Annotated in this window: 25 protein-coding genes; 23 read left to right on the top strand and 2 right to left on the bottom strand. The window is 65.1% G+C overall.

The features are described from left to right. The first annotated feature begins 7 nt into the window (after positions 1-7). A complete protein-coding gene (locus GUV69_RS06820) occupies positions 8-361 on the top strand; it encodes an Rv2175c family DNA-binding protein (protein ID WP_164200880.1) in 354 nt (117 codons plus the stop codon). A gap of 24 nt (positions 362-385) precedes the next feature. Here the strand turns inward: GUV69_RS06820 and GUV69_RS06815 are convergent, their stop codons facing one another. Beyond that, entirely contained in the window at positions 386-1,480 is a 1,095-nt protein-coding gene (locus GUV69_RS06815) for a polyprenyl synthetase family protein (RefSeq protein WP_164200878.1), read from the bottom strand. Further along, positions 1,477-2,004: a hypothetical protein gene (locus GUV69_RS06810; RefSeq protein WP_191081427.1), complete on the bottom strand. Its 528-nt coding sequence runs from the start codon at positions 2,002-2,004 to the stop codon at positions 1,477-1,479. Before GUV69_RS06810 ends, GUV69_RS06815 begins: the two co-directional genes overlap by 4 nt. 140 nt (positions 2,005-2,144) lie before the next feature. Between GUV69_RS06810 and dinB the strand changes: the two genes are divergently transcribed. The 22 genes from dinB (at position 2,145) to GUV69_RS06700 (ending at position 25,581) form a co-directional block, all read left to right on the top strand. Further along, positions 2,145-3,302, top strand: a complete 1,158-nt coding sequence (dinB, locus tag GUV69_RS06805; RefSeq protein ID WP_164206289.1) for a DNA polymerase IV — start codon at positions 2,145-2,147, stop codon at positions 3,300-3,302. A gap of 266 nt (positions 3,303-3,568) precedes the next feature. After that, complete coding sequence (locus GUV69_RS06800; protein WP_164200876.1) at positions 3,569-3,943, top strand: SCO2097 family morphological protein; 375 nt, start codon at positions 3,569-3,571, stop codon at positions 3,941-3,943. Between the two features lie 480 nt (positions 3,944-4,423). Continuing rightward, positions 4,424-4,852, top strand: a complete 429-nt coding sequence (gene mraZ, locus GUV69_RS06795) for a division/cell wall cluster transcriptional repressor MraZ (RefSeq protein WP_164200874.1) — start codon at positions 4,424-4,426, stop codon at positions 4,850-4,852. Positions 4,853-5,016: 164 nt separating this feature from the next. Further along, positions 5,017-6,009: a 16S rRNA (cytosine(1402)-N(4))-methyltransferase RsmH gene (gene rsmH, locus GUV69_RS06790; RefSeq protein ID WP_164200872.1), complete on the top strand. Its 993-nt coding sequence runs from the start codon at positions 5,017-5,019 to the stop codon at positions 6,007-6,009. Beyond that, positions 6,006-6,677, top strand: a complete 672-nt coding sequence (ftsL, locus tag GUV69_RS06785) for a cell division protein FtsL (RefSeq protein WP_164200870.1) — start codon at positions 6,006-6,008, stop codon at positions 6,675-6,677. Before rsmH ends, ftsL begins: the two co-directional genes overlap by 4 nt. 95 nt (positions 6,678-6,772) lie before the next feature. Then, positions 6,773-8,575, top strand: a complete 1,803-nt coding sequence (locus GUV69_RS06780) for a peptidoglycan D,D-transpeptidase FtsI family protein (protein WP_191081429.1) — start codon at positions 6,773-6,775, stop codon at positions 8,573-8,575. A gap of 85 nt (positions 8,576-8,660) precedes the next feature. Further along, a complete protein-coding gene (locus tag GUV69_RS06775; protein WP_164200868.1) occupies positions 8,661-10,301 on the top strand; it encodes a UDP-N-acetylmuramoyl-L-alanyl-D-glutamate--2,6-diaminopimelate ligase in 1,641 nt (546 codons plus the stop codon). A gap of 6 nt (positions 10,302-10,307) precedes the next feature. Continuing rightward, entirely contained in the window at positions 10,308-11,774 is a 1,467-nt protein-coding gene (locus GUV69_RS06770; RefSeq protein ID WP_164200867.1) for a UDP-N-acetylmuramoyl-tripeptide--D-alanyl-D-alanine ligase, read from the top strand. Then, a complete protein-coding gene (gene mraY, locus GUV69_RS06765; protein ID WP_164200865.1) occupies positions 11,771-12,880 on the top strand; it encodes a phospho-N-acetylmuramoyl-pentapeptide-transferase in 1,110 nt (369 codons plus the stop codon). The genes GUV69_RS06770 and mraY overlap by 4 nt, the downstream gene beginning before the upstream one ends. Continuing rightward, positions 12,862-14,439, top strand: a complete 1,578-nt coding sequence (gene murD / locus GUV69_RS06760; protein WP_208786606.1) for a UDP-N-acetylmuramoyl-L-alanine--D-glutamate ligase — start codon at positions 12,862-12,864, stop codon at positions 14,437-14,439. The genes mraY and murD overlap by 19 nt, the downstream gene beginning before the upstream one ends. Before the next feature lie 2 nt (positions 14,440-14,441). Continuing rightward, entirely contained in the window at positions 14,442-15,824 is a 1,383-nt protein-coding gene (gene ftsW, locus GUV69_RS06755; protein ID WP_164200861.1) for a putative lipid II flippase FtsW, read from the top strand. Positions 15,825-15,830: 6 nt separating this feature from the next. After that, the gene (gene murG, locus GUV69_RS06750; protein WP_164200858.1) at positions 15,831-16,931 is read left to right on the top strand and encodes an undecaprenyldiphospho-muramoylpentapeptide beta-N-acetylglucosaminyltransferase; all 1,101 of its coding nucleotides are present in this window, start codon (positions 15,831-15,833) and stop codon (positions 16,929-16,931) included. Then, positions 16,928-18,304, top strand: a complete 1,377-nt coding sequence (gene murC, locus GUV69_RS06745; protein ID WP_164200856.1) for a UDP-N-acetylmuramate--L-alanine ligase — start codon at positions 16,928-16,930, stop codon at positions 18,302-18,304. The genes murG and murC overlap by 4 nt, the downstream gene beginning before the upstream one ends. After that, positions 18,297-19,229, top strand: a complete 933-nt coding sequence (locus GUV69_RS06740) for a cell division protein FtsQ/DivIB (protein WP_164200854.1) — start codon at positions 18,297-18,299, stop codon at positions 19,227-19,229. The genes murC and GUV69_RS06740 overlap by 8 nt, the downstream gene beginning before the upstream one ends. Before the next feature lie 203 nt (positions 19,230-19,432). Then, positions 19,433-20,668, top strand: coding sequence for a cell division protein FtsZ (gene ftsZ, locus GUV69_RS06735; protein ID WP_164200852.1), 1,236 nt, complete (start codon positions 19,433-19,435; stop codon positions 20,666-20,668). Between the two features lie 8 nt (positions 20,669-20,676). Further along, entirely contained in the window at positions 20,677-21,366 is a 690-nt protein-coding gene (locus GUV69_RS06730) for a purine nucleoside phosphorylase YfiH/LACC1 family protein (protein ID WP_164200850.1), read from the top strand. Then, positions 21,359-22,096, top strand: a complete 738-nt coding sequence (locus GUV69_RS06725) for a YggS family pyridoxal phosphate-dependent enzyme (protein WP_164200848.1) — start codon at positions 21,359-21,361, stop codon at positions 22,094-22,096. The genes GUV69_RS06730 and GUV69_RS06725 overlap by 8 nt, the downstream gene beginning before the upstream one ends. Before the next feature lie 89 nt (positions 22,097-22,185). Next, positions 22,186-22,716 carry a cell division protein SepF gene (locus GUV69_RS06720; protein WP_164200846.1) on the top strand — a complete coding sequence of 177 codons (531 nt, stop codon included), beginning with the start codon at positions 22,186-22,188 and terminating at the stop codon, positions 22,714-22,716. A 120-nt stretch (positions 22,717-22,836) separates the two neighbouring features. Continuing rightward, positions 22,837-23,124: a YggT family protein gene (locus GUV69_RS06715; RefSeq protein ID WP_164200844.1), complete on the top strand. Its 288-nt coding sequence runs from the start codon at positions 22,837-22,839 to the stop codon at positions 23,122-23,124. A gap of 178 nt (positions 23,125-23,302) precedes the next feature. Then, the gene (locus GUV69_RS06710) at positions 23,303-23,998 is read left to right on the top strand and encodes a DivIVA domain-containing protein (protein ID WP_164200842.1); all 696 of its coding nucleotides are present in this window, start codon (positions 23,303-23,305) and stop codon (positions 23,996-23,998) included. Positions 23,999-24,089: 91 nt separating this feature from the next. Further along, positions 24,090-24,662, top strand: a complete 573-nt coding sequence (lspA, locus tag GUV69_RS06705; protein ID WP_164200840.1) for a signal peptidase II — start codon at positions 24,090-24,092, stop codon at positions 24,660-24,662. Next, on the top strand, positions 24,655-25,581 hold the full coding sequence (locus GUV69_RS06700; RefSeq protein ID WP_164200838.1) for an RluA family pseudouridine synthase: 927 nt from the start codon (positions 24,655-24,657) through the stop codon (positions 25,579-25,581). The genes lspA and GUV69_RS06700 overlap by 8 nt, the downstream gene beginning before the upstream one ends. Positions 25,582-25,669 lie beyond the last annotated feature (88 nt).

The raw sequence follows: 25,669 nt of genomic DNA, 5'->3' as shown, positions 1-25,669 counted from the left end.
TTGATCCGTGAGTAACGTAGAAAGCCTTGTGGGCGAGTGGCTGCCCCTGCCGGATGTCGCGCAGTTGTTGGACGTTTCAATTACGAAGGTGCACAGCCTTCTTGACGAACGTTCCCTGGTAGCCCTTCGGGTCGGCGAGCGGCGGATCCGTTCAGTTCCTGCCGCCTTTATCCAGGACGGCCATGTTGTGGACAGCCTGAGGGGCACCATCATTGTCCTGTCCGACGCCGGGTATTCCGACGAAGACCTCATCGTCTGGCTGTTTACCGCTGACGATTCGCTGCGTGGCCGGCCGATTGACGCCCTGCGCGAAGGCCGCAAGACCGAAATCCGGCGCAGGGCCCAGACCCTCGCCTGGTAACGCTGGCTCCGCCGGGGGCTGGAATCAGGCGGCGCGGCTGACGGTGGCCTCCGCTAGCCGCCGCAGTGCCGTTTTGGGCAGTTCGTCCAGAGTCAACGTTTCCAAGGCGTCGTAGGCGGCCGTGCCGAATTCGCCGATCAGCAGTTCGGTTGCCTGCAGGGCCCCGGACTCTTCAATGATCCGGCGAATCTCGGCCACATCCCCGTCACCCAGGTCCGGGCTGCCGAGCTTTGCGTCAATAAACGCTGATTCCGCGGGGGAGGACTGTTCCAGTGCCAGAGCAATCAGGACAGTCCTCTTGCCTTCGCGGAGATCGTCACCTGCCGGTTTGCCTGTGGTGACGGGGTCGCCGAACACACCCAGGACGTCATCGCGAAGCTGGAAGGCTTCGCCCAGGGGCAAGGCAAAGGCCGAGTAGCCTCTGAGGAGTTCGTCAGACGCGCCTGCGAGTGCGCCGCCAAGTGCCAGCGGATGCTCGGTGGAATATTTGGCAGACTTGAACCTGATAATCGATTGGGCGCGCGTCACTGCTCCGGCACGGTCCCGGACCGGGCCGGCGACTTCTTCCAGGATGTCCAGGTACTGCCCGGCCATCACCTCGGTGCGCATGAGGTTGAAGATCAGCCGCGCCCGGCTGCCGGCTGCCGCCTGCCCGCCGATGTCGGTGAACGCCTCTTCGCTGAAGGACAGGCAAAGGTCCCCTGTCAGGATGGCCGCCGCGTGTCCGAACCGCTCGCTGTCCAAGGCCCAGCCCTGGGCGTCGTGGAGCTGGCTGAACCGGCGGTGGACGCTTGGCCCGCCCCGCCGGGTATCGGAGCGGTCGATGATGTCGTCGTGGATCAGGGCTGCGGCCTGGAACAGCTCCAGGGCCGATCCTGCCGTGACAATCTGCGCCGCCGAGGGGTCGCCGCCGGCGCCGCGCCAGCCCCAGTAGCACATCAGGGCCCGGAGCCTTTTGCCGCCGGTCACCAGGTTGGAGATGGAACCCATAAGGGGTTCGACATCGGGGGAAATGGCCGCCACAAGGGCTTGCCGCGTGGTGAGGAACTCTGTGAGCTCCCCGGCAACTGCGGCTACAAAAGCGGTCTGTTCAAGCCTCAGCTGCTCCGAAACCGTCACTTGGCTGACTCAACTGCCACGTTGGCGCCGATGGTAAACGTGGAAACTCCGGCCGCTTCGACCACCGCGATGTTGACTGTCTCGTTGTCGTTCCGGACGAAGTCCTTGGACGCCACAGCTCCGACAGCGTCGCCCGGAACGGCCTTGAACCCCAGTCCCTCGAGGTGCTTTGCATAGAAGTCCACGACGGCGGCCGTAGGGGCCGGGAGGCTGGCCACCAATGCGACGGTGGCGGGCGCAGCGGTTTTGTCGAAACTGCTGGAAATTACAGTGGCGCCGGGCATCACGGGGATCAGGGCTTCCGGAAAACCTTCAACAATTTTCCCTACCGTCGCCGATGTTCCGGGCGACGCCGTCGGGCTCGGCGAAGCGGTGACGCTGGATGGGCTTGAGGTGGGCGATGCGGTTCCTACAGAAGACGGGGTCACTCCGGGCGCCGCGGGGCTGCAGGCAGCAAGCGCCAGCATTGCGCCGGCGGCGAGTGCCGCTAATCCTGTTGGCTTAAGACTTGTCGTGACCGTCACAGGGACTTTCCTCCTGGGGTTGATGCCGGACTCAGCCTCCAGTTTAGTCAGTACCAACCGATAGAATTTCCCGTGTGGGGCTTGAGCGGAACAACCAGTACACCGAAGCGGGTCTTCGGGAGCTCCGTCGCAACTGCATTATGCACGTGGATATGGACGCCTTTTTCGTTTCCGTGGAGCTTCGCACCCGCCCTGAGCTTCGCGGAAAGCCTGTGATTGTCGGGTTTCCGGCGGACCGTTCCGTGGTCCTTTCGGCATCGTATGAGGCCCGCGCCTTCGGCGTGAAGTCCGCCATGCCCATGGTGGTTGCGGCCAGGATGTGCCCCAAAGCCGTCATCATCGAACCCCGCCACAAGCTGTACTACGAGGTTTCTGCCCAGCTGATGGAAATCTTCGAGTCCATCACCGAACTCGTGGAACCGCTGAGTGTCGATGAGGCCTTCCTGGATGTCAGCGGCGCGATCCGGCGTTTGGGCACGCCACGCGAAATCGGTGAGCTGATCCGCCGCCGGGTTGCTGCTGAGCTGGGCATTACCGCGTCCGTGGGCATCGCAGCGAGCAAATTCGTTGCAAAGATCGCGTCCACGCGCTGTAAGCCGGATGGGCTTTTGCTGATTGGTCCCGACGAGACGGTCCCCTACCTTCACAGCCTCCCGGTTGGTGCATTGTGGGGAATCGGTGCCAAGACCGCTGACGTCCTGGCGCGGATGGGTATTCGGACGGTGGCTGATGTGGCGGCCACGCCTGTGACCTCGCTGAAAAAGGTCCTTGGCGCCACGGGGGAGCATGTCTACCGGCTTTCGTGGGGGATCGACCCGCGGCCGGTCACTCCGGTGCGGCTCGAGAAGAGCATCGGCGCCGAAGAGACTTTTGCGGCGGACACCGGTGACGCGTCGCTCATCAGCCGGGAACTGTTGAGGCTGTCCCATCGAACGGCCGGGCGGTTGCGCAGTTCAGGCATGGTGGCGCGCACCGTTGCGCTGAAGCTGCGCTACTCCGACTTTTCCACCATTACCCGGAGCCGTACCGTCCACACGCCGGTGGACAGTGCCCAGCTGATCCATGCCGTGGCACTTCAGCTCCTGGATTCCGTTGGTCCGCGGCCCATGACCGTCCGGTTGGTGGGCATCCGGGCAGAGCAGCTTGAAGAGGCCGCCCAGACCTCCCTGCAGTTGAGCCTTGACCGCAGGGATGACAACTGGCGGGCGGCGGAGCAGGTACTGGATCAGGTCAGCCGGAAGTTCGGCAACAAATCGGTCCTTCCGGCGAGCCTGCTGGGTCCGGGAGACGGACATTGACAAGGTGGTCCGCGTCGACGATGGGCGGCTTAGGGCGGGGGCTGGCCGTCTTTCAGAACGGCCTCCGACAAACTATCCTTATATGTACATAGTTTTCAGTTACTGCCGGACTTTCTTGGACTTACTGCCGTTCCAAAACATGCCCGTGCCGGTGTTCGCGTTCCGCCAGTTGACGGGGCGGGAACCTCCCGGGCACGCCGGTCGTTATCGGAGCAGGAGTACGGGATGGGACCAGCCCGGACGTTGGCCTACTTAAGGAGGTCGTGATGCCGCTCTCGGAGCACGAACAGAAGCTGCTGGAGCAGTTGGAGAAGCAGCTGCACGAGGACGATCCGAAGTTCGCGAATTCCATGGGGTCGGACCCGGGACGTACGTGGTCCACGCGCCACGTGGTCATCGGTGTCCTGTGCGCCCTGGCGGGCATCGCGTTGCTCCTGGTCGGCGTCACCACCCAGATCATCATCGTCGGCGTTCTCGGGTTCGTGGTCATGGGCGGCGGTGTTTACTTCGCCACAATGCGCAGTGGTTCCGGCTCAAAGGCAGGCTCCGCTTCCGGTACAGGCAAGTCCGGAAAGCCCCGGAGTTCGTTTATGTCCAGCCTGGAGGAACGCTGGGACGAGCGTCGCCGCGACGAATCATGAGGCAGTGCCTCCGCTGATTGCACGGTTCGCCGAGTTGAACAGCCCGCCGCGGTAAGCGTCGGCCGTTTTTTCCTGTATTGTCCCCGCAACTTCGATTTACCCTCCACTTTGCTCCCCGTCTGGCTCCCCACCGCTGAGTGGGACCGCGCAGAAGACCCGCCGAGGCGGGTCTTCTGCATTTAACGGCAGTTCTCCGGGGGATTCGGGCTGCGGCCGGACGCCGCAGGAGGGGAGCCCGCGACGGCGGCGGGGACCGGCGTCGTGATCTCCCGCCCCCGGGATGCCGGGACGCCCCACCCGGCCTCCACTTTTATCCACCCCGTGGATCCCCGCCATTCGGCGCGCCAATCGCTAAAAGGGGGAGCAGTGGGCCGCTTTTGCGTTGACTGTGGGGGAAAGTGGAGTAATGTGGAGGACATAAGAGGGTAGTTGCAACATTAGGGGATGTGCAGTTCCTGACGGCAGACGGGCGGTGGGCCAGTGTTTCTGGGCACACACTCGCCACGTTTGGACGAAAAGGGCCGAATTATCCTCCCCGCAAAGTTCCGCGAGGAGCTTGCCGCCGGGCTGGTTCTTACAAGGGGCCAGGAGCGTTGTATCTACGTCTTCAGTGAGCAGGAATTTGCGAAGGTTCACGAGCAAATGCGGGAGGCGCCCATCTCCTCCAAGCAGGCCCGTGACTACATTCGTGTCTTTCTCTCTGGAGCCTCGGACGAGGTACCTGACAAGCAGGGGCGCGTGACCATTCCGTTGGCGCTCCGGGAGTACGCAGGCCTCGGCAGGGAACTGGCCGTCATCGGCGCAGGAACCCGCGCCGAGATCTGGGATGCCCAAGCCTGGAACGAGTACCTGGCGGAGAAGGAAACTGCCTTCTCCGAGACTGACGACGCTATTCCGGGGATTCTGTGATCACCTGAACGGCGCAGAACACCGCTTCTTGAACCTGATCTCCAGCCGCCCATCGGACCGCCAACCTGACTCACTTCCCCGGAGTCAGGCAGGCAGCATGATAGGCGCGGATGGGGATCTGGCTTAAGAAGCACCCCACACCCGGCGAATGAAAGGACGAAGGCATGAATGACCACCCGAAGCCGACGTCCGAACGCCATGTGCCGGTCCTGAAGGACCGGTGCATCAATTTGTTGGCCCCCGGTTTCGAAGCCGCGCGGAGCCGGGGCGAGACGCCCATCGCCATTGACGCGACGCTCGGCATGGGCGGCCACTCGGAGGCCATGCTGGAACGCTTCCCGGACCTGCACCTGATCGGCATCGACCGCGACGAGGAAGCGCTGGCCCTGGCAGGGGAGCGGCTGGCCCGTTTCGCTGACCGGACCGACCTTGTACACGCCGTCTACGACGAAATCGCCGACGTCCTGGCGGACCTGGGTGTCGGGGAAGTCCACGGCATCCTGATGGACCTTGGTGTCTCATCCCTTCAGCTGGACGAGCGGGAACGCGGCTTCGCCTACTCCTTTGATGCACCGCTGGATATGAGGATGGACACGAGCCGCGGGCAGACCGCGGCCGATGTGGTCAATAACTACAGCGAAGAAGACCTTGTCAGGATCATCCGGAGGTGGGGCGAAGAGAAGTTCGCCGGCCGGATCGCCAACAGGATCGTCGCAGCAAGGGCCGTGAAGCCCTTCACCACCACCGGGGAACTCGTGGAGCAGATCCGCTCGGTAGTGCCGGCGGCTGCTGCGAAATCCGGCGGGCACCCCGCGAAGCGGACTTTCCAGGCCCTGAGGATCGAAGTCAACGAGGAACTGGAGGTGCTGGAACGGGCCGTTCCGGCAGCCGTGGACGCCCTCGCCCTGGGCGGACGCATTGTGGTGATGTCGTACCACTCCCTGGAGGACAAAATCGTCAAGTCAGTATTCCAGGCCGGCTCCAAATCCTCAGCTCCACTCGGTTTCCCCGTGGAACTGGAGGAACATAAGGCCCCCCTCAAGACCCTGACCAAGGGCACAGAGGTTCCCACCGCCGTCGAGATCGCCGAAAACCCCCGCGCTGCTTCCGCCAGGCTGCGCGCCGTGGAACGCATCAGAGCCAGGAGAGAAGCATGAGCACCGCCGCCGTCAAGAACTTCCCAGTCCTCTCCGGCAGCTCTGCCCCGGCGATCCGGACCAGCCCTTCCGGTCCGGGCCGGAAGGAACGGACACCCCTGTCCGTGGTGCGCTCCGCGCCCAAAAAACGCCGCGCTCCTTTTGTGGTGATGTGCTTCGCGCTGCTCGCCGTCGCGCTGGTGGCGGTCCTGGTCCTCAACATCTCGGTGTCAACCTCCCAGTACCAGCTCGTGGAGCTGAGGGGTAAGCAGAGCACGCTGACCAAGGAGAACCAGGATCTGACGCAGCAGCTCCAGAACTTCGAAGCTCCCCAGAACCTGGCGGCCAAGGCAGCGGACCTGGGAATGGTGGCGTCCACAGTCAAGGGCCAGATCGATCTCTCCACCCTGACCGTTACCGGCAAGGCAACGCCGGCCGTCAAGGGCGGCTCAGCCGGCGCCGTCATCCCGGCTCCGGCCGTAGCCGGCGTGCTGACAGTCGTCCCGCCGCCCTCGGCGTCGGAGCCCCTGGTGAACCGCAAGCCGGCAGCAGAGGAACCGGCAGCGGCAGTGCCTGCACCGGCTGCCGCGCCGACAGCACCAGCCGCAGTACCCGCACCGCCGGTCCCCGCCGTCGAACTCCACGGCGGCTCTGTGCCGGCACCGGAACAAAAGGTGCCCGGGCAGTAACTGACAGCCGCTGAAAAGCAGCCGGTCAGGCACCATCGCCAGGCGACCAGCCAGGCATAACACCAGGCAACAAGGCGAGCAGCAAGGAAGTTACGGTGGCGCAGAAGACCGGCAAGGCAAAAGGCGGCAGCGTGCCCAACGCCACCAAGCGGCTGCGCCTCGGCCTGGGCATCATGCTGACGCTGCTCCTGGTGGTGGGCGGCAAGCTCTTTATGGTCCAGGGCCTTGACGTCGGCGGCATGGCTGCGGCTGCCCTCGACTACCGAATGCGCGAGACCACCCTGCCCGCCGAACGCGGCAGCATCGTGGACGCCAACGGCACCGTACTGGCCAACAGCGTGATCCGGTACAACGTGGTGGTGGACCAGACCGTCAACACCAAGACCGGGACATTCAAGCGGCTGGCCAAAGTCGACGGCAAGGACAAGCTCGTGGACGTCAGCCGGGAGCAGGGCCTCAAAGAACTGGCCCTGGTCCTCGGAATGAGCCAGGACGCCATCCGCGAAGCTGTTACCGGTGAATCGCGCTATTACATCGTTGCGAAGGACCTGAAGCCGGACGTCGAGGACAGGGTCTCGAAACTCAGCATCCCCGGCGTAGATACGGTGGGCGTCAGCAAACGCGTTTACCCGAACGGTTCAGTAGCAGGCGGAATCATCGGCTTCCTGCAGGACGGCAATACGGGGCAGGCCGGCATCGAGCAGACCCAGGACGGGCTGCTGCGGGGCAAAGACGGCAGGCGGCTCTTCGAAATTGGCGCAGACGGCCTACGAATCCCGGTCGGTGTGGATGAACTGACACCGCCTGAGGACGGCAAGGACGTCAAGCTCACGCTGAACTCCGACCTCCAGTACTTTGCCCAGCAGGCCATCCAGAGTTCCACCGACGCCCAGGGCGCCGAATGGGGCGTCATCATTGTGATGGACGCCAAAACCGGGAACCTCGTGGCCATGGCAGACTCCAATGCCCCGGATCCGAATGATCCCGGCAGGGTGGCAGCCAAGGACAGGGGCGTCCGCTCTGTGACCGCTGCCTACGAACCTGGCTCCGTTCAAAAGATGATGACGGCCGCGGCACTCATTGAGGAGGGCAAGTCCAGCCCGCTGGATACTTTCACCCTGGGACCCAGCTACACCGTTGACGGCCAGACCTTCACCGACGCCTTTACGCACGGCACCGAGGAGCGGACGCTCGCCGGAATCCTGGGGTGGTCCATGAACACGGGCACGGTGGCTGCGGGCTCCCGGCTGACTCCGCAGCAGCGCTATGACTGGCTGCGGAAGTTCGGCATCGGCGAGGCACCGGACATCGGACTTCCCGCAACTGCCTCCGGGATCCTCGCGCCGGCGGACCAGTGGGACAGCCGCCAGCAGTACACGGTGCTGTTCGGCCAGGGTGTGTCCCAGTCCACCCTGCAGACGGTCCGCGCTTTCCAATCGATCGCCAATAACGGCGTGATGCTCCAGCCCCGCCTGATTGACTCCTACATCGCGGCGGACGGGACCGAAGAGAAGGTGGCCCCGCAGCCGTCCCGGCAGGTAGTGTCCGACAACACCGCGCAGCAGGTCCAGGACATCCTCGAGAGCGCGGTGACCGAGGGACAGATCAAGGACGCGGCGATCGACGGATACCGTGTGGGGGCCAAGACCGGAACCTCAGAATCCCCTTGTGATGACGGGAAGTCAGGATTCTGCGGCTATACCGCTTCCATTGTGGGAATGGCACCGATGGACGATCCCCGGTTTATTGTTGAGGTGGTGCTGCAGCGTCCCAAGGGCAATATCTACGGCATCACCCAGGGGCCTGTGTTCCGCTCGGTCATGAGCCAGGCACTGCGCACCTACAACGTCCAGCCGTCCACGGGCGAACCGGCCCGGCTGCCGCAGTACGCCAAGTAGCACCAGGCCAGGCAGCAGCATTTTCACCGCCCGCACCGGGATACATTTCGCGCGGGCACGACCACCAGCACCATCGGAGATCCTTTTGTCAGAGCAGAACGCACCAGGCAGTCATAGCGGGCCGGCGGGGGCGCCTCCCGCATCGGGGTTCAGGCCCGCCTCAGTCGCCGCGGTCCGGCTGGACAGCATCGGGGAAGCCATTGGCATCCCGGTTCCTGGAAGCTCCGCAAAGATCGGTGTGACGGGGATTTCGCTGAATTCGCGGACTGTGGAACGCGGCGACCTGTATGTTGCCCTGCCGGGCGCTGCCCGCCATGGCGCTGACTTCGTCGCCCAGGCAGTCGACAGGGGAGCCGTTGCTGTCCTGACCGACGACGCCGGCGCGCGGCTCCTGGCGCTGTCAGCGGACACCGCGGTCCCCGTCCTGGTAGTGGACGGGCCACGCAACGTGGTGGGACCCCTGTCCGCCATGATCTACCGCAGCCAGCCGGCTCCCGGCCAGCCGCCGCGCCTTTTCGGCGTGACAGGGACGAACGGCAAGACCACCACCACCTACTTCATCAACTCCCTGCTCCGGGCTCTGGGGCAACGGACGGGCCTGATCGGCACCATCGAAATCCTCGCCGGCGGTGAGCCCATCCCCAGTCTCCTGACCACGCCCGAATCAACGGACGTCCACGCCCTGCTCGCGCTTATGCGGTGGCGGGGACTGGACGCAGCGTCCATGGAAGTGTCCTCCCACGCAGTTTCCTTCCAGCGTGTTGACGGCGTGGTCTTCGACGTCGCCGGGTTCACCAACCTGACCCAGGACCACCTTGACCTGCACGGGACCATGGAAGAGTACTTCGCCACCAAGGCAGACCTGTTCACGTCCCGCCGCGCCCGGGCGGCCGCCATAACGGTCGACGACGAATGGGGCCGCAGGCTCGCGGCCACGGCAGGGATACCGGTCACCACCCTCGCGACGTCATTGGCAGCAGGTGCGGCGGACTGGACCGTCACCGCTACCGCGCCGCGCGGCCTGGGGACGGAGTTCACCCTGGCCGGGCCCGATGGCGCCGCCCTGCACGCGCACACCGGCCTGCCCGGTGCCTTCAACGTGGCCAACGCGGCGCTGGCCATCGTGATGGTCCTGGCCGGCGGAGCGGACGCCGCGGCCGTGCAGGCCGCTCTGACAGAGCATGACCCCTTTACGGTGGCCGTCCCCGGCCGCATGCAGCTCGTCGCGGAGGAACCGGCCGCCGTCGTCGATTTCGCCCACAACACCGACGCCCTGGCGCGGGCGATTGAGGCCGTCCGGTCTCCAGCCGAAGGGTCCCGCGTGATTGTTGTTTTCGGTGCCACCGGGCAGCGTGACCAGGGCAAACGCCCGGCCATGGGAGCAATCGCCGCCCGGCTCGCTGATGTTGTCATTGTCACCGATGACGACCCCCATGATGAGGACGCGGCAGCCATCCGGGCGGATGTGCTGACGGGCGCCCGGGCCGCGCAGGAACAGGACGCGCTTGACTGCGTTATCGAGGAAATTTATCCCAGGGACGCCGCCATCCAGCGGGCTGCTGAGCTGGCCCGCCCGCAGGACACCATCCTGGTTGCCGGCCGCGGGCACGAAGTGTGGCAGGAGGTCAAGGGAGTCAACCTTGCCCTGGACGACCGGGTGGAACTCCGGAACGCCTTGACAGCCAGGGGATTCAACGTTCTCCAAGACGACCGGATAGAGTCCTAGACCGAGATGATTGCACTTACTGCGGCGGAAATCGCCGAAATCACAGACGGCCGCCTGGACGCCGATCCGGGGATCACCCCGGATTCGGTGGTCACGGATTCACGCGAAGCCGCTCCCGGCTCCCTTTACGTTGCGAAACCGGGCGAGCTGGCGGACGGCCACGACTTTGTCGACGCCGCCTTCCGCCAGGGTGCAGTCCTTGTCCTGGCGGAGCGCCCCGTCACCGGCCCGGACGGTGCCAACTATCCCGCCGTCGTGGTCGAGGACGCAGTGCTGGCCATGGGTGCGCTGGCCGCCGAATCAGTCCGCAGGATCCGGGCGGCCCGCGAAGCTGCCGGCGAATCCCTGACGGTCATCGGCATCACGGGTTCGGCCGGAAAGACCACCACCAAGGACCTCCTCGCGGGGATCCTTACAACGCAGGGCACAACAGTTGCCCCGCAAGGTTCCTACAACGGCGAGGTGGGCGTGCCCCTCACCGTCTTCCGGGCCGACACCGGGACCCGGTACCTTGTCATCGAAATGGGTGCCACGGGCGTCGGGCATATCCGCTACCTCGCCGACATGGTCCAGCCCGACGTCGGCGTTGTACTTGGCGTGGGCACAGCGCACGCGGGAGAGTTCGGCGGCGTCGAAAACATTGTCCAGGCCAAGGGCGAGCTTGTGGAGGCCCTTGCTCCGGGCGGCACCGCCATCCTGAACCTCGACGACGACCGCGTTGCCGGCATGCGCGCCCGCACCCGCGCCGCCGTGCTGGGATTCTCAGCCGAAGACCGCCATGACGCCGCCGTGCGGGCTGACAAGCCGGACACTAATCCTGCCGGCAATCCGGAATTCGATCTCGTCCTTCCCGGTACAGACGCCGGGCTGCACGTCACCAGCCGGCTCATCGGCGCCCACCACACGGTAAACCTCCTGGCAGCGGCATCGGCCGCGCACGCGGCCGGCGTGCCGGCGGCAGAGATCGCGGAGTCCCTCAGCAACCAGTCGGCGGCCAGCCGATGGCGCATGGAACGCACGGAACGCGCCGACGGCGTCACGGTCATCAATGACGCCTACAACGCCAATCCTGAGTCCATGCGCGCTGCCCTGCGCACGCTAGCCGACCTCGGCCGCGGCCGCCGCACGTGGGCAGTCCTGGGCGCCATGCTGGAACTGGGACCTGATTCGATCCGGGAACACACTGCGGTGGGCACCCAAGTGGTGCGCCTGAACATTTCACGGCTGGTGGTTGTCGGCCGTGAGGCGCGGTCCCTGTATGTTTCTGCCGTCCAGGAGGGCTCCTGGGGCGATGAATGTGTCTTTGCCGAAACACTGGAAGATGCCTACGCCTTCCTCGACGCGGAGCTTGAACCCGGTGACCTGGTGCTCTTCAAGTCCTCCAACAGCGTGGGGCTGCGCCATTTGGGCGATCGGATAGCATTACCCCCACAATCCCCGGAACCTGCCAATGAAAGGAGCGGACTGCTGTGATTGCACTCCTTATCGGCGCCGGACTTGCCCTGCTGTTCGCCTTGGTGGGAACCCCGCTGTTTATCCGCCTGCTCGTCCGCAAGAGCTACGGACAGTTCATCCGCGACGACGGACCCACCTCGCACCACACCAAACGCGGCACCCCCACCATGGGCGGAACCGTTGTGGTGGGCGCAGTCCTGCTCAGCTACGGACTGACCCACCTCATCATGTGGATGATGAATCCGGCCTCGGCGGGGCCCTCGGCGTCGGCCCTGATCCTGCTCTTCCTCATGGTCGGCATGGGGCTGGTTGGCTTCCTCGACGACTTCATCAAGATCTCCCGCCAACGGAGCCTGGGACTGGACGCGAAAGCCAAACTCATCCTCCAGGCCGCTGTCGGCATCGGCTTCGCCGTCCTGGCACTGAACTTTCCCGACCCCGACGGGCTCACTCCGGCCTCAACCAAAATCTCCCTGGTCCGCGACATTCCCTGGCTGGACCTGGCCTTTGGCGGCACCATAGTTGGCGCCATTCTGTTTGTCCTGTGGTCCAACCTGATTGTCACAGCGGCAACCAACGGCGTGAACCTGACGGACGGTCTCGACGGGCTCGCGGCCGGTGCCTCAGTAATGGTCTTCGGCGCCTACACGCTCATGGGAATCTGGCAGAACAACCAGGCCTGTGGCTCTCCCCGGCAGGCCGGCAGCGGCTGTTACAGCGTCCGTGACCCCCTGGACCTGGCGCTCCTGGCCGCCATCCTGAGCGCGGCACTGGTGGGCTTCCTCTGGTGGAACACCTCGCCGGCCAAGATCTTTATGGGTGACACCGGCTCCCTTGCCATCGGCGGCGCCATTGCCGGCTTCGCCATCCTGTCCCGCACCGAACTCCTCCTGGGCATCATCGGCGGCCTGTTTGTCCTGATTACCCTGTCTGTCATCATCCAGGTGGGTTACTTCAAGATCACCGGCGGCAAACGCGTTTTCAAGATGGCGCCGCTGCAGCACCACTTCGAACTCAAGGGCTGGGCCGAAGTCACAGTCGTTGTCCGCTTCTGGATCCTGGGCGGGCTCTTCGTAGCCGTTGGCCTCGGTGTCTTCTACGCTGAATGGGTTGTGCTCCTGTGACCGTTTCCCCCCGCCTGCAGAACCTTGTTACCTGGGACTCCGACTGGGCCGGCCTGCGTGTTGTGGTCACCGGGATCGGCGTGTCCGGCTTCGCCGCGGCCGACACCCTGATCGAACTCGGCGCCCGGGTGGTGGTGGTGGATGCCGCCACCACCGACACCGCCAAGGCGCAGGCCGACACCCTGAAGATTGTCGGCGCCGCGGACGTCCTCCTTGGCGAAGAAGCCGTCAGCCGGATCCCCAAAGTGGACGGCAGCTACCCCGACGTGATCGTGACCTCCCCGGGCTGGCGCCCGGACCAGGCGCTCCTCGCCGCTGCAGCACGCGCACACATTCCGGTGTGGGGCGACGTCGAACTCGCCTGGCGCGTGCGCGTCCGGGAAGGCCACAAGACGGCTGACTGGCTGACCATCACCGGCACCAACGGCAAGACCACCACGGTGGGCCTGACAGCGTCGATGCTTCAGGCAGCCGGCCTGAAGGCCATTGCCGTCGGCAACGTGGGCACCCCCATCCTTGACGCCCTCCGCGATCCCGTTGAGTACGACGTCTTTGCTGTCGAGCTCTCCAGCTTCCAGCTGCACTGGGCCGAATCGTTGTCTCCGGTCGCCAGTGTCTGCCTCAACGTCGCCGAGGACCATGTTGACTGGCACGGCTCCTACAACTCCTACCTGGCCGACAAGGCGAAGGTCTACGCGCGGACCCAAAAGGCCTGCATCTTCAACGCCGAGCAGATCGAAACCGAACGGATGGTGGAGGACGCCGACGTCGTGGAGGGCTGCCGGGCCGTCGGTTTCACCACTGTCACCCCGGCCATCAGCATGCTGGGCGTGGTGGAAGGCCTTCTGGTGGACCGTGCCTTCATCGAACAGCGCAAGGACAGTGCTGCCGAGCTGGCCTCGTTGACGGACCTGGGGCAGTTTGCGCCCCGCCACATGGTTGCCAACGCCCTCGCAGCGGCTGCCCTGGTCCGCGCGTACGGTGTGGACGCCCAGGCCGTGCGCCGCGGCATCCAGGACTACGTGCCGGGCAACCACCGCATCCAGACGGTCGCCCATCACAACGGTATTCTCTGGATCAACGATTCCAAGGCCACCAACCCGCACGCCGCAGCAGCATCACTGGCCGCCTTCAAGAACGTCATCTGGATCGCCGGGGGACTCTCCAAAGGCGTCAGCTATGACGACCTGGTCCGGGACCAGGCTGCCCGGCTGAAGGCCGTGGTACTCATCGGCGTCGACACCGCTCCGCTGGCCGAGGCCCTGCAGCGACACGCACCGGATGTCCCCGTGATCACCACCCCGGCGGGCGACACTGAAAATATGCAGACTGCCGCAACGGGCGGAGACATCGCGGCCAAATCTCCGGTTTCCGGGACAGGCGTGATGTCCAGGGCCGTTGCGTCAGCGGCGCAGCTGGCCGCATCAGGTGACACCGTCCTGATGGCACCGGCAGCTGCTTCCATGGATCAGTTCTCTTCCTACGCTCACCGCGGCAACGCCTTTATCGAAGCTGTCCGCGAGCTGGTGGAAGGGCAGGCCCAGACCGGCGAGGAGTAACAATGGTCAGCACGCCCACCCGGCCCACGGCCTCACAGCCGCGCGCCGGGAAACCAGCTTCGCCGCCAGGCTCCGGACCGGCAACGTTGAAGTCAGCTGGAACAAAGACGGCAGGATCCGGGAACCCCGTAGCCAAAACGCTGCCCCAGCGGCTCCGTGCCTCGTACCGCGCCTTCTGGTCCGCCCTCGAAGGTACGGGCACGTCCCGGAACGGCTCCACGTACTACCTCATCCTGGGCTCTACGCTGGCCCTGACGGCCATCGGCATCATGATGGTCCTCTCAGCCTCCAGCGTCGAATCCATCGCCGCCGGCAAGTCGCCCTATGGTGACGCCCTCAAACAGGGCATGTTCGCCGGCATCGGCATTTTCACCATGTTCGTCCTCTCGCGCATCAACGTCATCTGGCTGAAGCGTCTCGCCTGGCCCGTGCTCGGCGCGGCCCTTGTCCTCCTGGTCCTGGTGCAGCTGATCGGTGACGAGGTCAACGGCAACAAGAACTGGATTGACCTCGGCGGCATCACGTTCCAGCCGTCCGAGGCTTCCAAGCTGGCGCTGGCGCTGTGGATGGCCACGGTCATGGCCATGAAGGGGAAGCTGCTCCGTCTCTGGCAGCATGTGCTTATTCCCGCCGTGCCGCTGGCAGGGGCCGTGATCGGCCTGGTGCTGTGGGGCAATGACCTCGGCACGGCGATGATCATCATGATGATCACTGCCGCCGCACTGTTTTTTGCCGGCGTGCCGCTCTACATGTTCGGCTTCGCCGCCGTGCTGGGCGCGGCAGGGGCGGCCTTTATGGCCATCACGAGTTCAAACCGCATGTGCCGCATTACGTCATGGTGGACCGGCCAGTCCTGTGCGGATGGCATCGACGCCAACTACCAGGCCACCAACGGCCTCTATGGCCTCGCCTCCGGCGGCTGGTTCGGCGTCGGCCTTGGCCAGAGCCGGCAGAAGTACAGCTGGATTCCGGAAGCCCACAACGACTTCATTTTTGCCATCATCGGCGAGGAACTCGGCCTGGTGGGCACCGTCGTCGTCCTGGTGCTCTTCGCCATCCTGGGCGCCGCCATTTACCGCGTGGTGGTGGCACAGGAGGATATGTTCCACCGCGTCCTGGCCGGCACCATCATGGTGTGGCTGCTGGGGCAGGCCACGGTCAACATGGCTGTAGTAACGGGCCTGATGCCCGTCATTGGCGTACCGCTGCCGTTCATTTCCTACGGCGGTTCGGCCCTGCTGATGTCCCTCTGTGCGGTGGGAGTGGTGCTGTCTCTCGCCCGCGAACAGATGGCACCCGCCATCCGCCCGAAGAGAATGCTGAAGTTCGGGGCCAAGAAGGCTGGGAAATCCAGCCGCACGAAGACCGCAAGAAAGCGTACCTAGCACTTTATGACTTCCCAGAACCTGTCCATTGTCCTCGCGGGCGGCGGAACTGCCGGCCACATCAGCCCGCTCCTGGCCATCGCGGCTGCCCTCCGGACCGCAGCCCCCGGGTCCCGGCTGCTTGCCGTGGGCACGCCGGCCGGCATGGAAACCCGGCTGGTGCCCGCCGCCGGCGTGGAACTGGCCACCATCGACAGGGTTCCCTTCCCCCGGAAACCATCCCTCGACCTGCTGAAGCTGCCGGCCCGGCTGGCCGGGGCAGTGCGGCAGTCAGGCCGTATCCTGGACGACGCGTCGGCTGACGTCCTGGTTGGCGTAGGCGGCTATGTCTGCACCCCGCTGTACCTCGCCGCCCGCCGTCGGGGGATTCCCATCGTGATCCATGAAGCCAACACCCGGCCGGGCCTGGCTAACCGGGTGGGATCCTTTTTGACCCGTCACGTCGCCACCGCCTTTGACACCACCCGCCTGCGGCACGCCCGCCATGTCGGCATGCCCATGCGGACCGAAATCTCCAGCCTGGACAGGGACTCCGCCCGTGCCGCAGCACGGGAAGCTCTGGGCCTGGATGCCGGCAAGCCCACGCTGATTGTCACGGGCGGGTCTTCCGGCGCCCAGAGCATCAACCGCGCCGTGGCTGCTGCCGCGCAGGACCTTGGCGCCGCCGGCATCCAGACGCTGCACATCACCGGGCGCGGCAAAACGGTCATGGGGCCCGACGGCGGCCCGCTCACCACGGCGGGGTACCGGCAGGTTGAGTACGTGGACGGCATGGAAAACGTCTACGCCGCAGCCGACCTCCTCCTGGCCCGCTCCGGCGCGGCAACTGTCTGTGAAGTGGCGGCCGTGGGCGTGCCCGCCGTGTTTGTCCCTCTGCCCATCGGCAACGGCGAGCAGGCGCTCAACGCGGCGGGGCTCGTAAACGCCGGCGGCGCCCTCCTGGTCCCGGACAAGGACTTCACCGCACAGTGGATCACGCGGGAGCTGATCCCGCTGGCCACAGATGCCGCCCGGCTGGCAACCATGGCCGCGAACTCCCGCCGGCTTGGCATCAGAAACGCCGATCAGCGCATGGCTGGTCTTGTCCTGGAAGCGGTATCCGCATGACCCCCGCAAGCATCCGCAGCCAGGAGTCCCTGGGCCGCGTCCATTTCATCGGCATCGGCGGCGTGGGAATGTCCGCCGTCGCCCGCATCATGGTGGCGCGGGGCGTCAGTGTCAGCGGGTCCGACGCCAAGGATTTGCCGGTCATGGCGGAGCTGGCCGCCGCCGGGGCCCGGATCGCGGTGGGCTACGACGCCGCCAACCTGGGCGATGCCCAATCAGTAGTCGCAGGCTCGGCGATCCGTGCGGACAACCCGGAACTGATGGCGGCACGGGAGGCAGGCCTGCCTGTGCTGCACCGCTCTGAGGCGCTGGCCGCCACCATGGGCAATGACGTGGTGGTGACCGTCGCCGGAACGCACGGCAAATCCACCACCACCTCCATGATCACGGTCCTGCTCCAGGGCGCCGGGCTTGACCCCTCATTCGCCATCGGCGCCAACGTGCCCGCGCTCGGGGTTAACGCGGCGCACGGCACCGCCGGCATTTTTGTGGCCGAAGCCGATGAATCCGACGGTTCCTTCCTGAACTACCGGCCGAGAATCGCCGTGGTCACCAACGTTGAACCGGACCACCTGGACCATTACGGCACCGCCGAGGCGGTCTACGAATCCTTTGACCGTTTTACGGAACTGCTGCCTGCCGACGGTGTCCTGATCGCCTGCGCGGACGACGACGGCGCCCTGGCACTCGCAGGACGTACCAGAGCTCGCGGGAACACGAGGGTGGTCCTGTACGGCACCTCTGACCGGGCGGACCTTGTCCTGCACGACGACGGTCCCGGGCGTGTGGAGGTTTCCTTAACTGCCGGACGGTTCCCGCTGCCGCTGCAGGTCCCGGGGCGCCATAACGCACTCAACGCGGCTGCCGCCGTCGCCGTTGCCCTGGAACTTGGGGTCGACGCCGAAACTGCGGCGCGTGCCCTGGGGCATTTCTCAGGAACGTCCCGGCGTTTTGAACTGAAGGGCGAGGCACGTGGCGTGCGCGTCTTTGACGACTACGCCCACCACCCCACGGAAGTCCGGGCAGCCCTGACGGCGGCGCGGTCCGTAGCGGCCGGACACAGCGTGCATGTCCTGTTCCAGCCGCACCTGTTCTCCCGGACCAGGGAGTTCGCAGGCGAGTTCGCGAACGCCCTAAACCTGGCCGATACGGCGCTGGTGCTGGACATTTACCCTGCCCGCGAGGATCCCATTCCCGGTGTCACCAGCCAGCTCATCACAGAGCACCTGGCCTCGGGCGGCCGCCTGGTGGCCGCGGACGACGCCGTGGCGGCCCTGGTGGCCGCAGCGAGGCCGGGCGATATCATCCTGACTGTCGGCGCCGGGGACGTGACCGGGTTCGGGCCACACATTGTGCAGGCCCTCGATGGGTAGTCCACGCCGCCCCACCTACGCTTCCCCTTCGAAACGCCAGCCGCCGGCCAGGAAGGCAGCGGCGGAACCTGACGTCATCTCCGCCTCCAAAAGCGCCCCGATCCCTGAGACGCCATCTACGCCGGAGACCCCGTCAAGGGACGGACGGAAGAAACGGAAAACCGCGGACACGGTTCCGGCCCCGGACAAGGCGCCTGGCAGCGGTAATGTGCTGGTATTTCCTGAGCCGCCGGGAAAGCGCCGGAAGCGGCGCATCCTCGTTGTCCTGTCCACGCTCCTCGCGTTTGTCGCGGCGCTGCTTGCCGCTGCCGTCTTTTCTCCCATCCTTGCCGTGGGCACCATCTCAGTGACCGGTACCAGGCTTGTCACCACGGAGCAGGTCCGGTCAGCGCTCGAGCCGCTCAAGGGCAGACCGCTCCCACAGGTCAGCGAGGACGAGGTGGGGCGGCTGCTCGAGCCGCTGGTACAGGTCAAGTCCGTCACCACCCAGGCACGGCCGCCCTCGGAACTGGTCGTTGAGGTGCACGAACGCGTTCCGGTGGCTTTGGTCAAGCAGGAGGAGCAGTACCAGTTGGTGGATGTGGAAGGCGTGGTGCTTGCCGGCATCACTGATCCCGCATCCGTGTCGCTGCCTGTCATCGATGGCGGGGCCGGTGCCATCGGCAAGGACCTCTTCCAGGCCACTGCCGGGGTCCTGGGGGCCCTTCCGCCGGACGTGCTCGCCAGGCTTTCGAACGCGTCCGCGCAATCCGTGGACGCCGTGGAACTCAAACTGGTTGACGGGCAAACCATCATTTGGGGAAATGCGGGGGAGAAGGAACTCAAGGCCAAAGTGCTTGAGGCCCTGCTCAAGGTGCCCGCGGATCCAAAGAACCCGGTTCGCGTGTACGATGTGAGCGCGCCCCGGCACCCGGTGACGCGTTGAACGCCGCTTACCCGGACGTAGCAATCTTTGCCGTATTACCGCGACACGCGGCGCCGGTTATTGAATGTCCGAACCATAGGAAATAGCGTTCCAGACATGAGTTACTTGACATAACTATAACCTTCAACTCGAAGGTTAGGGTTGAAAGCTTCAAGCCCGACTCCACAGTTTTCGCAATAGGACACGAACAAGGGACACGTAACGTGGCAGCTCCGCAGAATTACTTGGCCGTCATCAAGGTCGTCGGCATCGGCGGCGGTGGCGTGAACGCAGTCAACCGCATGATCGAGGTCGGCCTCCGTGGTGTCGAGTTCATCGCTATCAACACGGATGCACAGGCACTGTTGATGAGCGACGCCGACGTCAAACTCGATGTCGGCCGCGAGCTGACCCGCGGTCTCGGCGCCGGCGCCAATCCTGAGGTCGGAAAGCAGGCTGCGGAGGACCACGCTGACGAGATCGAAGAAGTCATTCGTGGCGCAGACATGGTCTTTGTGACCGCCGGCGAAGGCGGCGGCACCGGCACCGGCGGCGCGCCGGTTGTAGCACGCATCGCCCGTTCCCTTGGGGCGCTGACCATCGGCGTGGTCACCAGGCCGTTCACCTTTGAAGGCCGCCGGCGCGCGGGCTCGGCAGAGGCCGGCATTGATGCGCTGCGCGACGAAGTCGACACCCTGATCGTGATCCCCAACGACAGGCTCCTGTCCATCAGCGACCGCAACGTCTCCGTTCTGGACGCTTTCCGCTCCGCCGACCAGGTCCTGCTCTCCGGTGTCCAGGGCATCACAGACCTCATCACCACCCCCGGCCTGATCAACCTTGACTTCGCCGACGTCAAGTCAGTCATGCAGGGTGCAGGCTCGGCCCTCATGGGCATCGGCTCCGCCCGTGGCGAGGACCGTGCCGTGAAGGCGGCCGAACTGGCCATTGCCTCCCCGCTGCTTGAAGCCTCCATCGACGGCGCGCACGGTGTCCTGCTGTCCATTCAGGGCGGATCGGACCTCGGCCTGTTCGAAATCAACGAAGCCGCCCGCCTGGTCCAGGAAGTTGCCCACCCTGAAGCCAACATCATCTTCGGCGCCGTGATCGATGACGCCCTCGGCGACGAGGCCCGTGTCACTGTCATCGCTGCAGGCTTCGACGATGTCAAGGCCACCTCGCCGTCCATGGACCAGTCCCAGCCCCAGGTGGCCCCGCAGCGGCCCGCCGCGGCTCCCGCCCCGGCCCAGGCGCCTACCTCGGGCGGCGGCAGCCACCAGCTGAACGCTCAGCCCGTCCACGCCGGCGTGGGTTCGTCCGGACTGAGCAACTGGGGCCAGCAGCGTCCGTCAGCGGTCCCGGCCGACTCAGGTTTCGACGTCGACCTCCCCTCAGTGGTGGAGCCGGATCTCTCGGGGAACCGCTCGGACGATCTGGATGTCCCCGACTTCCTGAAGTAGGGCACGGCTTGTTCCTTTGGCGGGCTGAAGTCTCACCCGGTGTGAGTGTGGCGTTCACGGACACCCGCGCCGGCAACCTGGCCCTTCACATCGGTGACAATGCCGGCGACGTGCTCCAGCGCCGGAGGGAGCTGGAGCACGCTGCGGGCCTTGCAACCGGATCCCTCCGGTTCATGGAGCAGGTTCACGGCACGGCGGTGGAAGTGATGGAGTCCGGGACGCCCGCACCTACCGCGGACGCCATGGTGTCACGGGGACTTCCCCTTGCCGTTATGGTGGCCGACTGCATCCCGGTGGTCCTGGTGGGGGAGGGCCCTGACGGTCCTGTTTTAGCGGCCGTGCATGCGGGCCGTCCGGGGATCGCCAACGGCATCCTGCCCGCAGCCGTCCGGCGGATGCAGGCGGAAGGCGCCACGGCCATCCGCGCCTGGCTGGGGCCCTCAATCTGCGGAAGCTGCTATGAGGTACCGGCCGAACTGCGCGCCCAAGTGGCCGGGCAGGTTCCGTCAACGTCCGCCACGACATCGTGGGGAACCCCTGCACTCGATCTTCCGGCCGGGGCACGTACCCAGCTGGAGCGGGCCGGCGTCGTCATCGAGTATGGGGGTCCGTGCACGCTGGAAAACGACTCGCTGTATTCGTACCGTCGCTCCAGCACCACCGGGCGCTTCGCGGGACTCGTGTGGTCCCATGACTGAGCGATTGTTGGATCCCGCGGATCGGATGTCCGAACTCGCGGAGCGCCTCGCAGCCGTTCAGCGGCGCATTGACGCTGCCGCCGCGGCCGCCGGGCGGGCCGGTGGGCCGCCCACGCTGATTGTGGTCACCAAGTTCCATCCGGCCGCAGACATCGCGCGGCTCGCTGCCCTCGGCGTGCGTGACGTCGGCGAGAACAGGGACCAGGAAGCCTCAGCCAAGGCAGCGGAACTGGCAGACCTTGGACTCAACTGGCATTTCGTCGGCCAGCTGCAAAGCAAAAAAGCCAAGTCGGTTGCGAAATATGCTCACGCCCTCCATTCCGTGGACAGGCCGGGACTGGTTGACGGCCTCCAGCGGGCCGTGGCGGCGGAACAGGACAGAACCGGCCGGGAAGCCCTGCGGTGCTTCATCCAGGTCAGTCTTGACGCCGAAGCCGGTGCCCACCGCGGCGGTGCCGCGCCGGATGACGTGCCGCATTTGGCCGACCTGCTGGCCTCGGCCGGAGCACTGGAACTCGCCGGCGTCATGGCGGTGGCGCCGTTGGGTGGCAGCCCGGAGGCAGCGTTCGAAAAACTTGCTGCCATCTCAGCGTCCCTGGTGGCCCGGCACCCGGGTGCCACGGCCATCTCGGCAGGCATGAGCCAGGACCTCGAAGCGGCAATCCGGTTCGGGGCGACACACCTGCGAATCGGTTCCGATATTCTCGGATCGCGTCCCGCCGTGGGGTAGCGTCGAGCACATAGGAAGTGAGTGGCGGGGGATTCCAGTGCTGTCAAGTTATTGGGCGGCCCGCCTACGGACACGATTAGGAGTCGACCATGGCCGGCGCTCTGCGCAAGACAATGATCTATCTTGGGCTCGCCGACGGCGATGAACACTACGAGTCCGAGCACACCACAACACGTAAGGACGAGGACGAATCCATGGAAGCTGACCGCGAGGAACGCCGGGCCCCGGCACCGGTACGCGAAGTCAGCCGTGAATCGTCGGACGCCCCTGAAGAGGAATACCGCGCACCTGTGACCCCCATCAAGCGTGCGGCCTCGAGCCGCGAAGAGACCTCCGGGCTGCGGCAGATCACCACGATCCACCCGCGGTCCTACAATGACGCCAAGCTCATCGGTGAAAGCTTCCGTGACGGAATTCCCGTCATCATGAACGTCACTGATATGGGCGAAGCGGACGCTAAGCGCCTCGTGGACTTCTCGGCGGGACTCGTATTCGGTCTCCGCGGCAGCATCGAACGGGTCACGAACAAGGTCTTCCTGCTCTCCCCCTCGTACATTGAGGTCATCGGCGACGACAAGAAGGTCAGTGAGACCCAGGCCAGCTTTTTCAATCAAAGTTAGCCTTAAAGCTTAAAGCGGATGCCAGGCAGGTCACCTGCCTGGCATCTGTGCTGAAATAGACAAGAAACGTTGGCAGTGCACTGCGGTATCCGGAATGGACATGGAGATTTGAGTTAAGTCATGGGAATTGTTTTCGGACTTGTCTATATCGTCCTCCTGCTGTTCTTCGTGGCGCTGATCATCCGTCTGGTCTTCGACTGGGTGCAGATGTTCGCCAGGGAGTGGCGTCCCCGCGGCGTTGCCCTCGTGGCCGCCCACACCGTGTATTCCATGACCGATCCGCCGCTCAAGGGGCTCCGCAGGGTCATTCCTCCGCTGCGGCTCGGCGGCGTGACCCTGGACCTCGGTTTCCTGGTCCTTTTCATCGCGGTGAGCATCGCAATGGCCGTGACCAGGGGTTTCGCGTAATCTTCGACAAGACCTAGCGGACACGAGCGAAGTTCCTGGAACGAACTTACTCATGTGACGCGAAAGAAATCTCCGGTTTGACACCCAGTGTTGAATTAGAGGAACCAGACAAATTTTAGGTACCGTAGTTTTGACGGCCGGAAGGCCTACTGACTAACTAGACCAATGAGGTGACCAGATGGCTTTGACGCCAGAAGACGTTGTCAACAAGCGCTTTCAGCCGACCAAGTTCCGCGAAGGCTACGATCAGGATGAAGTTGACGACTTCCTGGACGAAATCGTTGTGGAACTTCGGCGCCTGAACCAGGAGAACGACGAACTCCGCAAGAAGCTTGCCGAGTCCGGTTCCGCCGTGCCGGCCAGCTCCGCTTCTGCTGCCCCTGTGGTTGAGAAGGTCCCCGCGCCCGTCAAGGAAGAAAAGGCTGAAGCTCCGGCGAAGGCCGAGGTCGTGGCGAAGGCACCCGAGGCTGCCAAGAAGAAGGAAGCCGAGCCTGTGGCCGCCGCTGCAGCCGTGCCGGCTGCAGCCCCCGCCCCGGCCGCCGGAAGCAGCGTCTCCGCCGAGTCCGCTGCCGGCCTGCTCGCCATGGCGCAGCAGATGCACGACCGCCACGTCGCCGATGGTCAGTCCCAGAAGGACAAGATCATCGCTGAGGCCCAGATCGAGGCCAGCAGCCTGGTCAACGATGCCCAGGAGAAGTCCCGCAAGATCCTCGGCGCCCTGGAGCAGCAGCGCTCCGTCCTGGAGCGCAAGGTCGAGCAGCTCCGCGGCTTCGAACGCGATTACCGTTCACGCCTGAAGGCCTACATTGAAGGCCAGCTGCGCGATCTGGACGCCCGCGGTTCGGTCGCGGCCCCTGAGGTCGAAGCGAACTAGTCCGTCAAGCACGTATTCTGAAAGCCGGTGGCTGAGGATTCCTCGGCCGCCGGCTTTTGTGATTAACATCGGTTTTACAAATGAAAGCACCATGACTGACGATCTTGCCGCCGACGCCGCGCACCCGGTTCCCTCTACGCCCCGCCCAGGGAAGACGCTTCTCCTGTCCCTTTTCGCTGGCTTCGCAGTGTTCGCTTACGTCTTTGACCAGCTGACCAAAGTCTGGGTGACGTCCACCATGGTGGAGGGGGAGCGCATCGCCGTGCTGCCGCCGCTCCTGCACTGGTATTTCATTCGGAATTCCGGCGCGGCCTTCTCCATCGGCGAGAACGTGACCTGGGTGTTTTCCATCATCATGGCCGGGGTTTCCATCGCCATCCTGTTCCAGGTGCGCAAGCTGGGCTCGGCCTGGTGGGCCCTGGCGTTGGGCCTTCTGCTGGGTGGTGCCCTGGGCAACCTGACAGACCGGCTTTTCCGGGAACCCTCGTTTGGCATGGGCCATGTGGTGGACTTCATCCAGCTGCCTAATTTCGCGATCTTCAACATCGCCGATTCCGCGGTGGTTTCCGCCGTATCCATCATTTGTATCCTGACGTTGAGGGGCATCTCGCTGGACGGTACACGGCACGTGGCCGCCCCCAAGGAAAAGGCTGACGATGCCTGAGCGCGTGGTGGTGGCGGAGGAATTCGGCGGAACACGGGCCGACGCCGGGCTCGCCGGGCTGATGGGGATTTCCCGTTCCCTGGCGGCGACCCTCATTGCCGAAGGCAATGTGGTCAGCCGCGGAAAGAAACTGGGCAAGTCCGCGCGCCTTGCCGCGGGTGATGTCCTGGAAGTGACGGTGCCTGAACGACGGGACCCGCTCGAAGTGGTGGAGGAAGTTGTGGAAGGCCTGAAGATCCTGCTCGACGACGACGACTTTGTTGTGGTGGACAAGCCCGTAGGGGTCGCCGCGCACCCTTCGCCCGGCTGGGTGGGACCCACGGTAGTGGGCGGGCTCGCCGGGGCGGGATACCGCATCTCGACGTCGGGGGCACCTGAGCGCGTGGGCATCGTCCACAGGCTCGACGTCGGGACGTCGGGTGTGATGGTGGTGGCCAAGACCGAGCGCGCCTATACGGCACTGAAGCGGGCCTTCAAGGAACGCACCGTGGACAAGGTCTACCACGCGGTGGTCCAGGGGCTGCCGGACCCCCTGGAGGGCACCATCGACGCGCCGATCGGCCGCCACCCCGGCCACGACTGGCGCTTCGCGGTGATCGAGGATGGCCGGCCGTCCATTACGCACTACGAAGTACTGGAAGCCTTCGGCAAGGCAACCCTGGTGGAAGTGCACCTCGAGACAGGCCGCACGCATCAGATCCGCGTGCACTTTGCCGCCCTGCGCCACCCCTGCGCCGGCGACCTGACCTACGGGGCTGATCCCCGCCTGGCCGCAACCCTGGGCCTGACCCGCCAGTGGCTGCATGCACGCCAGCTCGGCTTTGACCACCCTGTCACCGGCGAACGCGTGACCGTCACCAGCGAGTACCCGCAGGACCTTGCGTTCGCCCTGGAAGTCCTGGAGTCGGGCGAAGCCTAGCCGCATGCCTGTGGCCCTGAGGCAGGGGTCACAAAGGCATGGCCACTGCGTCCACTGTCACTGCGTCGCTGGGCCGGCAGCCCGCAGC

It is taken from the genome of [Micrococcus luteus] ATCC 49442, from assembly GCF_010367585.1.
Classification (GTDB): Bacteria; Actinomycetota; Actinomycetes; order Actinomycetales; family Micrococcaceae; genus Arthrobacter; species Arthrobacter luteus_A.
Note: the sequence above shows the minus strand (reverse complement) of the source record. Positions and strands in the feature narration are given on the sequence as shown.

What these genes read in the sequence shown, in the direction of transcription:
- GUV69_RS06740 (WP_164200854.1), top strand. Translation starts at nt 18,297, where the DNA reads ATGGGTAGTCCACGCCGCCCCACCTACGCTTCCCCTTCGAAACGCCAG.
- GUV69_RS06710 (WP_164200842.1), top strand. Translation starts at nt 23,303, where the DNA reads ATGGCTTTGACGCCAGAAGACGTTGTCAACAAGCGCTTTCAGCCGACC.
- murG (WP_164200858.1), top strand. Translation starts at nt 15,831, where the DNA reads ATGACTTCCCAGAACCTGTCCATTGTCCTCGCGGGCGGCGGAACTGCC.
- GUV69_RS06800 (WP_164200876.1), top strand. Translation starts at nt 3,569, where the DNA reads ATGCCGCTCTCGGAGCACGAACAGAAGCTGCTGGAGCAGTTGGAGAAG.
- GUV69_RS06725 (WP_164200848.1), top strand. Translation starts at nt 21,359, where the DNA reads ATGACTGAGCGATTGTTGGATCCCGCGGATCGGATGTCCGAACTCGCG.
- ftsW (WP_164200861.1), top strand. Translation starts at nt 14,442, where the DNA reads ATGGTCAGCACGCCCACCCGGCCCACGGCCTCACAGCCGCGCGCCGGG.
- GUV69_RS06720 (WP_164200846.1), top strand. Translation starts at nt 22,186, where the DNA reads ATGGCCGGCGCTCTGCGCAAGACAATGATCTATCTTGGGCTCGCCGAC.
- dinB (WP_164206289.1), top strand. Translation starts at nt 2,145, where the DNA reads ATGCACGTGGATATGGACGCCTTTTTCGTTTCCGTGGAGCTTCGCACC.
- rsmH (WP_164200872.1), top strand. Translation starts at nt 5,017, where the DNA reads ATGAATGACCACCCGAAGCCGACGTCCGAACGCCATGTGCCGGTCCTG.
- GUV69_RS06770 (WP_164200867.1), top strand. Translation starts at nt 10,308, where the DNA reads ATGATTGCACTTACTGCGGCGGAAATCGCCGAAATCACAGACGGCCGC.
- GUV69_RS06700 (WP_164200838.1), top strand. Translation starts at nt 24,655, where the DNA reads ATGCCTGAGCGCGTGGTGGTGGCGGAGGAATTCGGCGGAACACGGGCC.
- murC (WP_164200856.1), top strand. Translation starts at nt 16,928, where the DNA reads ATGACCCCCGCAAGCATCCGCAGCCAGGAGTCCCTGGGCCGCGTCCAT.
- murD (WP_208786606.1), top strand. Translation starts at nt 12,862, where the DNA reads ATGGGTTGTGCTCCTGTGACCGTTTCCCCCCGCCTGCAGAACCTTGTT.
- GUV69_RS06715 (WP_164200844.1), top strand. Translation starts at nt 22,837, where the DNA reads ATGGGAATTGTTTTCGGACTTGTCTATATCGTCCTCCTGCTGTTCTTC.
- ftsL (WP_164200870.1), top strand. Translation starts at nt 6,006, where the DNA reads ATGAGCACCGCCGCCGTCAAGAACTTCCCAGTCCTCTCCGGCAGCTCT.
- lspA (WP_164200840.1), top strand. Translation starts at nt 24,090, where the DNA reads ATGACTGACGATCTTGCCGCCGACGCCGCGCACCCGGTTCCCTCTACG.